General features: G+C 62.5%; 12 protein-coding genes. 8 read left to right on the forward strand and 4 right to left on the reverse strand.

Going from position 1 to position 13978, the window contains the following annotated elements:
• Positions 1–191: 191 nt before the first annotated feature.
• From ABEA43_RS55705 to ABEA43_RS55715, 3 genes are all read right to left on the reverse strand, one after another.
• A complete protein-coding gene (locus ABEA43_RS55705) occupies positions 192–503 on the reverse strand; it encodes a hypothetical protein (RefSeq protein ID WP_345575368.1) in 312 nt (103 codons plus the stop codon).
• Positions 504–507: 4 nt separating this feature from the next.
• On the reverse strand, positions 508–1014 hold the full coding sequence (locus ABEA43_RS55710) for a hypothetical protein (protein ID WP_345575370.1): 507 nt from the start codon (positions 1012–1014) through the stop codon (positions 508–510).
• Positions 1015–1103: 89 nt separating this feature from the next.
• Positions 1104–3167 (reverse strand): DUF6571 family protein, encoded by a 2064-nt coding sequence (locus ABEA43_RS55715; RefSeq protein WP_345575372.1) that lies wholly within the window; start codon positions 3165–3167, stop codon positions 1104–1106.
• 163 nt (positions 3168–3330) lie between these two features.
• Between ABEA43_RS55715 and ABEA43_RS55720 the strand changes: the two genes are divergently transcribed.
• From ABEA43_RS55720 to ABEA43_RS55745, 6 genes are all read left to right on the forward strand, one after another.
• On the forward strand, positions 3331–3972 hold the full coding sequence (locus tag ABEA43_RS55720) for a DUF429 domain-containing protein (protein WP_345575374.1): 642 nt from the start codon (positions 3331–3333) through the stop codon (positions 3970–3972).
• A 286-nt stretch (positions 3973–4258) separates the two neighbouring features.
• The gene (locus ABEA43_RS55725; protein WP_345575376.1) at positions 4259–4522 is read left to right on the forward strand and encodes a hypothetical protein; all 264 of its coding nucleotides are present in this window, start codon (positions 4259–4261) and stop codon (positions 4520–4522) included.
• Between the two features lie 609 nt (positions 4523–5131).
• Positions 5132–5818, forward strand: coding sequence for a hypothetical protein (locus ABEA43_RS55730; protein WP_345575378.1), 687 nt, complete (start codon positions 5132–5134; stop codon positions 5816–5818).
• An 84-nt stretch (positions 5819–5902) separates the two neighbouring features.
• Positions 5903–7330 (forward strand): ParB N-terminal domain-containing protein, encoded by a 1428-nt coding sequence (locus ABEA43_RS55735; protein WP_345575380.1) that lies wholly within the window; start codon positions 5903–5905, stop codon positions 7328–7330.
• Complete coding sequence (locus ABEA43_RS55740; RefSeq protein WP_345575382.1) at positions 7320–9152, forward strand: DEAD/DEAH box helicase; 1833 nt, start codon at positions 7320–7322, stop codon at positions 9150–9152. Before ABEA43_RS55735 ends, ABEA43_RS55740 begins: the two co-directional genes overlap by 11 nt.
• Positions 9153–9910: 758 nt before the next feature.
• Positions 9911–10699: a hypothetical protein gene (locus ABEA43_RS55745; protein ID WP_345575384.1), complete on the forward strand. Its 789-nt coding sequence runs from the start codon at positions 9911–9913 to the stop codon at positions 10697–10699.
• A gap of 137 nt (positions 10700–10836) precedes the next feature.
• Here the strand turns inward: ABEA43_RS55745 and ABEA43_RS55750 are convergent, their stop codons facing one another.
• Positions 10837–11229, reverse strand: coding sequence for a hypothetical protein (locus ABEA43_RS55750; protein WP_345575385.1), 393 nt, complete (start codon positions 11227–11229; stop codon positions 10837–10839).
• Between the two features lie 252 nt (positions 11230–11481).
• Between ABEA43_RS55750 and ABEA43_RS55755 the strand changes: the two genes are divergently transcribed.
• Positions 11482–12246 carry a hypothetical protein gene (locus ABEA43_RS55755; RefSeq protein WP_345575386.1) on the forward strand — a complete coding sequence of 255 codons (765 nt, stop codon included), beginning with the start codon at positions 11482–11484 and terminating at the stop codon, positions 12244–12246.
• Entirely contained in the window at positions 12243–13976 is a 1734-nt protein-coding gene (locus ABEA43_RS55760) for a nuclease-related domain-containing DEAD/DEAH box helicase (RefSeq protein WP_345575388.1), read from the forward strand. Before ABEA43_RS55755 ends, ABEA43_RS55760 begins: the two co-directional genes overlap by 4 nt.
• The last annotated feature ends 2 nt before the right edge of the window (positions 13977–13978 follow it).

Genomic DNA, 13978 nt, shown 5'->3' on the forward strand with positions numbered 1-13978 from the left:
GCCCGGATCGAGCGACACGAACAGAAGGAGCGCCACTTCCAGCAACCCGCTGGCTGCGGCCACCAGCCTGCCGCACTATCCGCGGCCGTGTGAACCCTCGCATGACTTACGGACTGGACCACTAAGTCTCCGCTCACACCCGCAACTCTAGGTGGTCGAGTGCCGAATCAGCCGGGCCCTTGGATTCTGGTTCACGTTGATCCGGCGAACCCGTACTTCCGCCTGATGGAAGCGGCCTCCTCCTCGGTGACCTCAGCCGGTGTACGTCCCAGCGCCAGCCGCAGCTCCTCCATGATCGCCTGCCCGGAGGCGCGCGCCCGGGTGCTGAGCTGGGTGAGCTGGGCGTCGAACTGCTTGCCGGTCGGCCCGGTCCACACCTTGCCGGAATGGAACATCTTGCAGGGCCGGTCGAGGTCGGCGTCGATCTGTCCGATCATTGGGCCGATCGTACGGACCGCCTGCTGCAGCGCCTCGTGCAGCGGGTTGTGCACCATCGCGGCCATCGGCTCAGTCCTTCGTCTTCTCGGGAGCGGGGGTGGCGTCGAGGATCAGCTTCGGCGCGACCAGCTTCATCAGGGCCACCACGTCGGCCGCGTTGTCCCGGCCTTTGACGCCGCGTACGAGCTGCACGATCACGCGGTCGTAGCCGTGTACCAGCACCGCGGCGGCCTGGGTGTTGCCGGCGCTGCCGTCCTGGAAGTAGAAGCCGTTCGCGCCCGGAACGATCTCCGGCAGGCGCGCGGCCCCTTTCCGGATCCGGTATTCGACCTCGTCCTTCGTGCCGTCGGGCGACAGCGTGACCTCCAGCACCTTCGGCTTGTCGCCGGTGGGCCGATAGGCGAAGCACCCGCCGCTGCCCCAGGGCTTCCCGTTCATCTCTGCGCCGACGGTCATGTCGAACTTGCCGCCGACGACGGGATCGGGCACGCCCGTCATCAGCTGCACCGCGTCGAGCGGAATGACCTCGCAGATGTACGGCGGGGCGGCGACGGACGAGATCGGCGCCTTGTTCACCGGGGGATCTTTCGACTGCTGGCACGCGGTCAGCAGCACCATGGTCGCCGCGGCGAACGCAACGGGCGAAGCGAGACGCGCCCGCGACCTCATCTGAACGCCGACTTTCCAGCGTCGAATCCCGTGTTCGCCTGGCCGCTGACCTTCGCCCATTCCTCGCCGGCCAGGAAATCGTTGAGCCAGGTCTCGTAAGCCTGCTGACGCGGATGGTTGCCGTGCGCGTACGGCGCCATCTCCTTGCGCGTCATGAGCGAATATCCGTCGTCTTTCAAGAAATTGAAGCGCGAGTTTCGTGGGTCCTCGCCTTTCCCCACGTCCGGTAGCGACGCCCATGGATGCTCGGGCGAGGGAGGATCGGCGGTGCCGAACAGTCGGTGCCTGAGCATGGCATCGGCGGTGAGCTGATCAAGGAGGGACTTTGACTTCTGTCTGGCGGTGTTGGCGTCGTACACCGCCTTGTCCTCGTTCATCGTGGTCTTGGCGGTGTCTTCGATCATGCCGGTCCATGAGCCCAAGGCGGTGGACGTTATCGCTCCCGCGGCCGACTGCGGAATCGCGAGTGCGGTGTTCACGGTTGCCATGAATATCTTCATATTCCGCTCCTGAGCCTCGTCCAACTCCTGGCCCTGCCGGATTCTGGCGATCCCGCTGGCGTCCGAGATCAGGCCGAAGCCCGCCGCGGCTTCGCCCACATTGACGATGAGCAACCTGCCATCCTTGGTCGCCGCGCGCTGCTCGGCGGCATGATCCAGCATCCTTCTCGACCAGGCGACCTGCGCCGCCGCCACCGTCGCCAGTGCCTTCGGATCGTGCTTGAACGCATCCTCCATGACCTTGCGCAGATCCTCCTTCTTGAACTGCGCATTCCACGGCTGATCTTCCTTGGGCATGTTCGTGCGAAGGACTTCGAAGACACTGGAATCGTCGTCACTGGTCGCCATGGCGACCCGGTCGACGTCATTGATGTATGCGGCCAGGATACGTGCGGTAGAACCGGTCGTCGCGAACGAAGGCCCTTCCGTGCCCGCCAGAATCCGCTGTGCCTCCCAACGGATGAAGTCGGAGGCAATGCCGGCCGAGACGAAACCCGGTGACGGTTCCTGCGGCGTGCCGTCACGGTCCCGATAAGTCATCGTCGCCGCCTCCACCGCCTCGCCGAAGGCCGCCCCGTCGTCGTACATGGGCCGTTCGGTCACATAGCGCTTCATCAGGCTGGGATCACCGGAGAAGAAATCCTGCGCCGCCTTCGGGTGGTTGGCCAGCGCCTTCATGACGCCGATCATCGGGTCGTATGGCATTCCGGCGGCAACCCGGTCTCCCCATGTCTGCCGATCCAGCGCCTCGAGCTTCTTGGCCACGTCAACCAGGAAGTCCCTGTTGAATTTCCCGTACGGGAGCAGCTCCGCGAGCGCATGCTGATCCACCGGGATCCGCAGGTTCGAGAGCAGTTCCTTCCGCCAGGAGGCGTTCAACCGCGAGCTGGCCGCACCGAGCGCCTTGCCCAGCGCGGCCTGCAGCCGCTGCTTGCGTGCGTCCTTCTGGTGCGACAGCCGTGCCATGACATGACGGAACCGCTCGGTGCCCAGCGCGTACATCAGCTTTGTGGCGAATTCCTCGTCACCTGCCCGCTTCTCCAGCTCGGCGACGGTCTTCTCGTCCACCTCGCCCTTCTGCCCGAGCTCGCCGAGCTTCAGCGCCGCCGCGTAAACGTCCGCGTCGCCAGAGGAAGCGCTGTACAGGGACTCGTCGAAGGGCTTCATTCCGCCTGGTCCCTGCGGCCCCCACTCTCCGTTAACCGCCTGGATCGTCTCGTTGCGGCGGCGCAGCTCCGGGCGTTTGGCGCCGATCCAGTTGCCGAGCTCCCGCATCGCGTTAAGTCGCGAGGTGTCCAGGTCGAGCTCCTGCAACGTTCGCCGGATGTGCGGCTCGCTCCTGCCGAGCGTGGTCTCCGCCTGGCCGAGGTCGCGCTCGAAGTCATGCGTCAGCTTCGGGTCGATCCCCGAATATCCCCAGTTGGGCGGCTGCGCGACCGCCGGTGGGGTCAGCGAGGGGGATACCGGCTTCGTGTCGGCCCGTGCCGGCGGCCTGTCCACCGCCGGCCGCTCGGGAGACGACTGAGCGGTTGGCGACGGCTCGGTTGCCGACTGGCTCATGGCAGGTCTTCGGCGCGGTTGAGAACAGCCGGATTATCTCCCAGCCCGCTATCCCCGGAGAGGGGCGTATAACGCAACAGCATGGTCATTCCCGGCCCGTAGACGCGCAGATGCCAGGACGTACGCATTACACGCCTGTGGGGTTCGCTCTTATCGTGAAGGGGTGTGGACGGTCGGCATAGATCTCGCCGCAGAGGCGGTCCGGACCGCCGTGGCCTGGCTCAACTGGTCGGCCGGCCGCGCCCGGCTCGACAGAGTGGAGGTCGGGGCAGACGACGGCCTGATCGTCGAGGCGGTGATGGGCGCGACCAAGGCGGGGGTGGACTGCCCGCTCGGCTGGCCCGACAAGTTCGTCGACTTCGTCACCGCCCACCGCATGGGGAACGTCGAAGTGCCGGAGGGCCGCACGGGCCGAGCCTGGCGACGCGACTTGGCGCTGCGGGTCACCGACCAGGTGGTGTACGAGGAGACGGGGCTCACGCCGCTGAGCGTGCCAGCCGACCGCATCGGCCACGCCGCCATGCGCTGCGCCGCGATCCTGGCCGAGCTGGCGCGCCGAGGTCGCCCGGTCGATCGGCGCGGCGGCGGGGCCGTCGTGGAGGTGTACCCGGCGGCCTGCCTGAAGCGGTGGGGGCTGCCGTATCGGGGCTACAAGCGGGCTGCGAACCTCGTTGAGCTGGACATGCTCGTGGATCGGCTGTTGGCGGCGGCGCCTTGGCTGGAGCTGGGGGAGTACGAGCCGTTGTGCCGGGCTTCGGACGACGCTACGGACGCGGTCGTGTCCGCGTTGGCGGCTCGCGCGTAGGAGCTCGGGCTCGCGACCGTATCAGGGGATGAGCAGGCTGGGGCGGCAGGTACGGAGGGCTGGATCGCCCTACCCGCCACGCCTTTAGATCGCCTCATCGCAGGTGGGTGAGGTTGGAGCGCACAAACGTTCGAGACTAGACGGGCGGCTGTACGAGGCTAGCCAGGGCTGAGCTCAGAAGCTTCCCAACGTCAGCGTGCTGGCCTGCGGCGTTGAGCTGTTGCGAAAGGAGATAAACATCGCTAGCAGTACGGCCGCCGGCATGGCTCAAGATCACGTCTGCTGCGTGATCGAGACCGGCGCCACGACAGGCACTGATGGCATCCAGCACTTGATCGACGGGCAAGGCCGCTCCCGTGTGCCGCATGATCACTTGCGCATCGTGATCTCGCCCTCCCGCAAGGTGCTGTTCGATCTCTGTCAGAGCCGGCCAGAGCAAGGGGCGGACTTGCGGAGGGTGCCGGTCCACCTGTCCTGGGTCGACCGGCAACTCATCTACGTCTTCTGTGCCGTCGGCAACGGCATTGGCCAGCAAGACCTCATGATCTGATTCCCCCGTGCTAGGAGCGGCAGGTCCCCGGCCAGAGGGCGCGCTCGGGTGTCCCTCCAGACAGCATTCGCAATGCTTGACCGCAGCGCTTCGTCCTAATTCCAGCAGCTCAGCCAGGGGGTACGGTAAATCCTGCCCAGGTGACGCGGTCCGAGCAAATTCCTCGATCACCTTGTAGAGCTTCTGGATTACCAGGCTGTCTGGCGGTCTACGAGGGTCGGCATGGATGTACGCGCTGAGCAATGGGCCGGCTACGGCAGCCTCCCTGCAGATGGAAGCGTGGCTCGTCTTCGTAGAACGGCAGAGCTCAAGCATGGCCTTCGCGAACGTGACCTTCGCTGGGACATCCGACCGGAAGCTCTCAACAACGTGCCCTGGTAACGCCACGTAACGACTCCCTGCGCCCATAATGCCGATGGTCAACATTGCCGAGTCTGCTGCAGGTTCGGATGGGTATGAAGCGCCCAGTGTTAACACGTTTATGTAACATGCGAAATCTCTTTCGATTTGAGGCAATCTTGAGGCTCAATGGAACGAGGGGATTCCCTGCTTGTCGGGACCGTGGCGGCTACGGTTCTACGGCACGCTCCAACCAGAAAGAGGTCGTACGTGACACAGATGCCGTCCTGGCAGGACGAGAAGAACGGCTCGATGAAGCGAGCCGGTCTCTGGCTGGTGCAGGTCGTCGGTGAGGGCAACACGTTCACCAAGACCCAGCTGCGGGAGGCGTTCCCGGACACCGCGCAGATCGACAGGCGGATGCGTGACCTCCGGGATCATGGATGGAGGATCGACACCAATCGCGAGGATCTACGGCTCGGCGCAAACGAGCAGCGCTTCGTGAAGCAGGGGCAACCTATCTGGGAGCCAGGCAAGGCAACGAAGAATGGCGTGACGATTACGGCGACTCAACGGCGCGAGCTGCTGTTGAAGGACGGCCACATGTGCCGCTCATGCGGGATCGGTCCTGGGCAGGTCTTCGCTGATACGTACGAGGCCGCTCAGCTGGATGTCGCGCGCAGGGTAGTGCGACTCCCCAACCGGAAGTCAGAGGTGCAGCTGGTCGTCGAGTGCAATCGATGCCGGGTTGGTGGTCGCGGCCTCACCGCCGACCTCGGGCAGGTGATGACGCGCATTGGGCGTCTGTCCGCGTTCGAGTGCAAGATTCTTGCCGATTGGGTGGAGAAGGACGAGCGGTCCTTCAGCGAGCTGGAAACGCTGTGGGCTGCCTATCGCACCCTGCCGGCGGAGTCACGAGCCCAGGTTCGGGAGGCGCTCGCTGTGCCGGCGAAGTAGGCAGAACGTTCATGTGCGCTGGCAGGCTATCAACGACCTGCCAGCGCACGGCTGGGGCCTGTATGGATCGATAAGGGAGTTGAGATGCGTACGGACTATGGTGTCCCTCCTCTTGCAGAGGAAAACCAGCTGCTCGTGGAGCAGCGTCTCAGGGAGTTCCGGACGGCTGGAGGCGTGCTGGAGACCGTCACGGTGGAGTGGCGAGGAAAGGCGCTCCACGTTGAAGTGATCGACATGCCTGTTGAGGCGCTCTACTACAATCCTGGAACGCATCGCATCCGAGCACAGCGAATGCATGACTCCGTGCGTGATGAAGAACTCATACGGGACCCGTGGAGTGCGAGAAGCCAGGAGTATCTCGACTATCTCCTCAAAGCTTTACCTGCTGAACCGTCGAAGCCGGATCCGGAATTCGAAGTTCTCCTGCAGAGCCTCCGAGAATTCAAGCAGACAGATCCCGGCCTGATCACGCGCAACGGTGTGCTGGTGAACGGAAACACACGACGCGCTGCATTGAAGCAGCTTGGTGTTTCGAACATCCGCGTGGGCGTCCTGCCGGAGACCTGTACCTGGGATGACGTCAATGCTGTGGAGCTATCTCTCCAGCTTCGCAGGGACCACAAGCGGGACTACTCCTACATCAACGAGCTTCTGGCCATCGACGAGCAGCTGACACTGGGGCGTCCACTTGACGAAATCGCCAAGGAGTTCCGACGGAGAGCGGACTCATGTAAACAAGATATGTGGATCCTGGCGCAGCTCAGGGACCTGCTGGAGCGTAGTGCCAGCGACGACGTCAAGCTACGGTTGATGGACTTCGAGGATTCGAAGGAAAAGCTCCGCGAGCTGCATCGACGATACGACAAGGACTGCAAGTCGGGGAGCAGGGACCATGCGGACCTCCTGAAGGAGAACCGCCTGGCCGCGATCGCGCTGGACTTCTCCAAGACTGACATCCGGGAAATCGATCACGAGTTCCGTGATCGTTATCTCGTGCAGTCTCTGCCACCTTCCCTGAAGATAACCATGACTCCCGGTCCGGCCTCGGTGAACATCCCCGGGCTCAACAGATCTGTCAAGGCAGCCGGCGCCGATGTGGCAGCTGCCGCAGCGCTTACGGACTCGATTCTCAAGGCCATGGCAGTCAAAACAGCGTCCGATCGCGTGCCGTTGACGCGCAGCAACGCAGCGGAGCAGTTCGTGTCAGATGTGAGATTAGCTTTTGCGGATGCCGTGGACAAGGCCAAGCAGGTGTCGCGGATTCGTAAGCGTCGGCAGGCCGCTCCCGACCGTATCTCGGACGCGTGTCAGGATCTAGCACAGTGCGTCACCGACCTCGTTGTGGCTAGAGCCTCGAACAGCCTCGATGAAGAGGCTTATGACGAGGCGGTGCAGTTGCTGCGCGGCACGTTGCGCAAGCTCGCGCTGGAATCTTCTAGGAGTATCGAGTTCCCGGGAGAGGGCGTCTCATGGCTCCTTGAGGTATCGGGAAAGGGCGGAAATGCGAGCTGAGGCCAGCCCGTCGCTGACCATCGGGTTCGATGTGACCCGGACAAAGGCAGTGCTTCGTACCACAGAGCAGTACCAGAGCGATCTCGCTAGGATCGCTGCTCGCTTCCCTGCCGGTGTCCAGCGTGGGCCGCTGGCTGCCGAAATCGATCTTGACGACTTCTTGGTGTGGATTGGCGAGCTTGGTGCGTGGCCTGCGCCTGACAGTGTCGAGTGGGAGAACGAGCTAGTTGAGCTCGTCAATGCAGTCCTTGACGACTCAGAGACGGCGGAGCGACGGCTAGAAGATGCGGAGAGCGGCCCACAAACGGTAGTCCACCTTGATGATGTCCTCCCGGTGCTCGGCCCAGAGTGGACTGCGGATTTGACAAGTTTTCAGCGGCGAGACATAGCGCAACTTCTCTCACTACGTCACGGTGCGAACTTCAGCGTGCCAGGCGCGGGAAAAACACGCGTGGCGCTGGCCGTATTTTCTGCTCTGCGGACCCGAGGTGAGGTGCAGCGGCTTTTGGTAATCAGTCCGAAGGCAGCTTATGAATCATGGAAGTATGAGGTCTCGCACTGCTTCAGGGAATCACCGCGCATCCACATTGTGGATAAAAAATTCAACCCGGGTGCTGAAGTTCTGGTCATCAACTACGAACGTCTGGATCGGTCGCTGACAAGCTTGGCGGCATGGCTGCGAGCCTTCCCAGCCATGATGATTCTGGACGAAGCGCACCGCATGAAGCTCGGAGCCAACGGTACATACGGATCAGCTTGTCTGGCGCTAGGCCCGTTGAGCCGGCGCCGACTGATTCTGACAGGGACGCCTGCGCCGAATGGTGCGAAAGACCTTGAAAACTTGCTGTCTTTTGTCTGGCCTGGTCACGGTCGGCGAGTCGTGACGAACGCAGTCGCCGGCGGCAACCTGGCTTATGCGAGTCAGGTACTGAAGCCCTTGTTCACTCGTACGACCAAGCATGAGCTCGGTCTGCCGCCGTTCGAGCCTCGGATCAGATATGTCGAGCTGCCCCCACTGCACCGGGAGATCTACGATGCGATCTTCAATCAAGCTTCGGCTCGTGCTGGGGCATCGAGAGGTGACTTCGAATCTTTAGGCAGAGCGATGCTGAGACTGCTCATGGCGGCTGTCAGTCCTGCCCTGCTGGTGGAGGGAGCAAGCCGCTACGAGCCCCTGATCTACCAGGTCCCCCCGATGCAGGCGCCTGCGGACAGCTCTTTGTACGCGTTGCTCCAGCAACTGCCGCGCTATGAGCTGTCGCCAAAATACGCTGAGGCGCTAAAGATTGTTGCAGGTAATGCTGCACAAGGTCGTAAGACCATTATCTGGTCAACGTTTGTGCGAAGCCTGACAACCATGGAGCAACTGTTCGCCTCCTTTAACCCGGTTGTTGTCCACGGCGGTACAGTAGATCGAGAGGAACAGATTTCCAGATTCCGGGCAGATCCGGCATGTATGGTTCTACTGTCGAACCCGGCCACCCTCGGGGAGGGGATCAACCTCCACCATCATTGCCATGATGCCGTGTATGTCGATCGCGATTTTCTCGCCGGACGGTTTCTGCAAAGTCTTGATCGAATTCACCGCCTCGGTCTCGCCCCGGGCACAGAAACTAGAGTGACTGTTCTCGTCGCGCGCCGGACGGTCGATGAGGTGGTTGCCGATCGGCTGAAAATTAAGCTGGAATTTTTGGGAAAAATCCTGGATGATCCATCGGTGCAGGAGCTTGCAGACATGCAAGAGGAGGTTGCTGTCGCGAGGGGGATGGATATGGTTGACATTCAGGCTCTGCTTGGGCACATGCGCGCGTTGCCGGATTAGGTGTGAATAAATTGCGTCGTCCCCGCGCTTCGAGCAACGACTGGCTATGCCTGGCTGCCACTGACGGCCGTGATTCTGGCCGGGCCCAGGTGTTCGGCCTCCTCTGGCTCACGGGTGCCGACGGCTGATGTTTCGGTGAGGTTGCTATTCATGGCGGACACCTCAATAATGGATCTTGCTCGCTGCTGATGGGAAGAGCGCCGCGCACCCAACGTGCGTTGCGGAGCTTCCTTTGCGAGATCAGAGTCGGCTCGTTGGGCCTGCGGTCAGGGAGGTGCGGCGGATGGCAAGCATCTGCTATTTCCGCGCCGGGCCGCGAGAGGGCAGCTGGTTACGGGACATCACCGTCGGTCTGCTGACTGTAACGGCCGTTGGCCGTTAGTCGATCACCTTGGTGGAACGCTCCCCGGGAACCGCTTGGGTCGATCCGAGAAGATTAGCGAGGTTTATGGGTCATGCTGCCTTGGATCACCACGGACGCCCTGCCTGCTGGTGCACATGCTTGACCGCGCCCGCTTCCCAAAATCTCAGCCAATGGCAGGGGGTGTCCCATGGGGTCTGTGATGAGCCGCACGCCGTTCGGGAGGGCGCTGCTCTGTACGGACCAAGGCGAACGGGTTCCCTTTCCCGGCTGGGCTGCGTGGCTCGCTGGCGTTGGGGCTTGGGCAGCTGAGTTAACGGCAGCTAGCAGGGGCGGCGTCATAGCCGTTTCTGTTCCAGCCCGCGAGTACGCCAGCATCTTGGTCGGCTGTGGTGTGGTGTACGCCGCCTTCCGGCCACAGCTCAACGCTGCGGCCGAGGGAAACCAGTTCGAGAACGCAGCAAAGTTGCCTCGGCACCAGGACGTGGTGCGGCTTGTGCCGACGCACGGTACGGGCGCCTTCGTGGGTATCTTTCATGGAACGTTGCAGGATCGAGGCAGAAAGCTGTTTCACGTTGGAGGATCGTGGTTCCCGGCGGATCGCTACCGCATTGACCTGCTGCGCTGGCCTGATGTCGGTAGCGATCTCCATGAGCACACGGGAACCCAGTCCATCGGTATCCCCGACGGCATCCATGAGTTGCTTCCTGGTCCTGCTGCCGACTTTTGTGGTTACAGTGCGCTTCACTGCGTGATCGTGGGCAGTGTCTCTCAAACCCAGGCGGAATCGGAGACCCTCGTCGCAGTCACCGCCTCGTCCCCCCCGATTGCACTCGGCGCTCTTCTGCGAGCTCGTGCCGTACGCGATATCGCCCGCCAGTATCGGAGTCTGGTGCTGCCCTCGGGAGACGATCCCGAGAAGTATCGCGTACTCGTAACCAAGCGAAGCCCTGCCGTCACAATTCTCGACGGCGCTGCCTCCGTCTGCCGTTGGCTTGGATCCGGGATGGCGCCGATGGCGATTGCCCTGGTGGAGCGCCATGGAGCGTCCAGCGAGGCGGCAGCCGATCTTCTTGAAGGGCATCGGGCGCGAAGCCTGCGGGATTTGCCACTGCCGGCGGGTCTCGCCCAAGTGCCCAGCGGTATAGAGGTGGTTGCCTGGCAGAACAGGGAGACGAGCTTGTGACGGCCTTTGAGCGGATCGACCGGTTGTACACGTGCGCGCAGCGGTGCGAGATTTGGGATCAGCCGGTTCAGCATTTCGCTGCACGGGCATTCGTCCTCACCGCGACGGGACTGCTGCGCGGGCTCGGTGAGTCGCAGTCAGGCGATCTCTGGAGACAGAGTGCCCTTCTGCTGCGCCAGGCGCGCCGACTCGTGTGCACTATCCCCCTGCCATTCAGCAGCCCCCAACTGCAACTCCACGATATCGCTGACCAACTTGCGGGGCAGGCGCGCCAACTGGGCGGGGTGGCGGATCCTGAGCAAACGCGATCGCTGAGCGCGGCCGCATCGGGCCTTATTCGGCTCGCCGCCTGCGGTGACGACCCTCTTGGAGAATGCGTACGCGATTTCATCACTCTGGATGACCCTTGTGAGGGAATCGTCATCCTGCGCGATCGGCGGTTCGTCAGTGCCGTAGGCAATTCTATGGCTCACAGCGGCGTCGTCGTGCGTGTTGGCACGGAAATAGAGCTGGCAGATCGGGAGAGCCACATATCAGCCGCGGTTGTCGGTCCGCCTCTTTGGGCCAGGCCGGGCCTCCTCAATGCGCCTCGGGCCTTCAACCTTGCGTTGGTACACTACGACTTCTTCCGTGAGGACCCCGAGGTGGAGCCACTGCTATACGGGCAAACGACGAGTACTGATGTCATCCGGCCTGTCCACAAATCAAAGCCCTTCCGCTGCGGGCCACCTCAGGGACCCACGCCGGAGCCACCGGAATTGCTCTCCTCAGAGGAATGCTCGGTGAGCGGAGAGATCCAAGCTGCGTTTCCTAGTTCCATCGTGAGTGGCAACCGCAGGAACTTCCGCGACCAGATTCAAGCCCGCGCTGCTCTGCTCGCGGACGGTTCCTATGTGCTGTTGCCGACGGATGCGGATGCCAGAATCCTGGCTCTTCGGTTTGACGAACTGCCAGCGGTTCGCGTCGAGCAGACATCTGCTTCTGCCATCGGCCACGGGGACTACCTCGCCCTGAGAAACCGCCCTCATCACGAAGACCTCATGGGGCGCGCCGACGCTCTGCTTGGCGCGGACGCGGAGTCACTCCGTACGACGCAGTCCGCGTGGAAAGAGCTGCTGTGGGAGCGGACCAAAGCGCACCCTCGCGGAATCCGTGGTATTTCGGATGTGATTCGTCAAAGGGGAGCCAGCACGGCGAACGTCGGCTATTGGATCAGTGACTGGTGCATCCGTCCGCGGAGTAAAACCGACTTCGCCATCGTCCTGCGTTTCCTAGACTTCGCTACTGACCTCGACACAACCTGGAAGCGTCTGGGCAGGATCGACAGCGCGCATCGCAGAGCCGGGCAGCGCTACGTGGACGACATACAGCGCGCGGCGACTCCTGATCGCATGAACCGCCTCATGGACATCGGATGGTGTGCTGTCACTCCTGCGGGCGTGGACAGCGAGACCCTCCTCGTCCGGGTTGAGCACATTCTGCCAGAGCTCCTGTTCGTCCCCGTTTCTGCACTCTGCCGGCTTCGCGCAACGGAGGGCTGCAAATGACTCGTATGATCCCGCCGTTCTTTGATCCAGAGAGCACCAGCCCTGGTGAGCGCGAAGTCTTTGAGCGGCTTCGCGATGATCCTGCCACCGAGGGCTGGACTGCGTTTCACTCGGTAGGTGTGGTGAAGCATCCGAGGCAGATCCAAGGCGAAGTCGACTTCGTCATCCTCGTCCCGAACGCCGGTGTCGTGTGCCTGGAGGTGAAGTCGCACCGGCGTGTAGCGCGACTCGATGACGGGCGCTGGCAGCTCGGTTCCCATCTACCCGAGGTGCGCGGCCCCTTCAAGCAGTCCGACGAGGCAAAGTTCGCCATTGGTAACCACCTGCGGAAGGCTGGCCCATCGCTGCCTCCCTTGCCGATGGCCTCCGCGGTCTTCTTCACCCACGCTCGATTCCAAGCGCCGAATCCCACGGAGTGGCACAGCTGGCAGTCGGTTGACACCATCGCTTTCCACCGAAGCCCTATCTCGGCGCTGGTGCTCGGAATCCTAAGACGCCATCGCGAACATCTCGCATCGACGCCAAGCGCTCGTGGCTGGTTCTCCACGGCGTCCGTAGAACCGACATCCGCCACCTGCTCGCGCATCACCGATCTTCTAAGGCCGTCTTTTGAGTTCACCGAGCCGCCGAAGATCCGCCGCCACCGCAGGGAAGAGGAAGCTGAGCGATTCACCCAGCAGCAATTCCAGGTGCTCGATATGTTCGCCGAAAATCCTCGCAGCGTGGTGAAGGGCGCGGCCGGAACCGGCAAGACCTTCGTCGCTATAGAAGCTGCACGCCGGCTCGCTGCTAACGGTTCGCGAGTGCTCCTGTGCTGCTACAACAAGCTTCTCGGCCAATGGCTCAAGGGCGAGGTGGCAAAGGTTGAACTCATCTCGGCCGGCACATTTCACAGTTATATGGGAAGACTCGCTCAAGAGGCAGGAAAGCAACAGTTTGGCGGTGGCGACTCTCGCACCTGGTATCGAGAGACACTGCCAGGTCACGCATTGGACGTCCTTCTGTCGGATGAGCGGCCCCGCTTTGACGCTCTTGTCATCGACGAAGCCCAAGACCTCATGCTGGACAACTATCTCGACGTCCTCGACGTATCCTTGAGCGGTGGGCTCGGCAGCGGGCGTTGGCTGCAATTCGGTGACTTCACCAATCAGGCAATTTTCGACTCGGACGCTGATGGGATCAATCTCCTTCATCAGCGGACGGGTAATGGCTTCGTGTCTGTCACTCTAAGCACGAACTGCCGCAACGTCCCTTCGATAGCCCAGCATGTCGAGGAGAACGCGCGACTGGTTCCTGGCTACAGCGGCACTCTGCGCGCTGAGAACAATCGGGAGGCGGTGCGAGAGTGGTGGAAAACCCCCGAGGAGCAGCAGCGACTCCTGGTCAAGCATCTGAACCGGCTGCAGGCCGATGGGTTCGCGCCGGATGAGGTGGTGGTGCTGTCGCCTCGAGGCAGTACAAGCGCAGCAGCGATGTGTACCGACCCTCGCTGGCGCGCCCGCCTGGTCCCATTGGATGATGCCCGCACCAGGTTTGTCGCTTACGGGACAGCACATGCCTTCAAGGGGTTGGATGCCGCAGCGGTCATCGTCACCGACATTGAGACCGTCAACGACCAGAAGACGCAGGCGCTCTTCTACATCGCCTCTTCTCGAGCTCGCGACGATCTAACTGTCATTGCTCGCGACACCGCACGTGCCGACTTCCGCCGACTGCTCCTGGGAGAGTAACC

Source organism: Nonomuraea rosea, from assembly GCF_039539705.1.
Taxonomy (GTDB): domain Bacteria; phylum Actinomycetota; class Actinomycetes; order Streptosporangiales; family Streptosporangiaceae; genus Nonomuraea; species Nonomuraea rosea.

Bases quoted from the DNA above. Each gene is read 5' to 3' on its own strand.
- ABEA43_RS55705 (WP_345575368.1), bottom strand. From the start codon at position 503: ATGGCCGCGATGGTGCACAACCCGCTGCACGAGGCGCTGCAGCAGGCG.
- ABEA43_RS55715 (WP_345575372.1), bottom strand. From the start codon at position 3,167: ATGAGCCAGTCGGCAACCGAGCCGTCGCCAACCGCTCAGTCGTCTCCC.
- ABEA43_RS55735 (WP_345575380.1), top strand. From the start codon at position 5,903: ATGCGTACGGACTATGGTGTCCCTCCTCTTGCAGAGGAAAACCAGCTG.
- ABEA43_RS55740 (WP_345575382.1), top strand. From the start codon at position 7,320: ATGCGAGCTGAGGCCAGCCCGTCGCTGACCATCGGGTTCGATGTGACC.
- ABEA43_RS55760 (WP_345575388.1), top strand. From the start codon at position 12,243: ATGACTCGTATGATCCCGCCGTTCTTTGATCCAGAGAGCACCAGCCCT.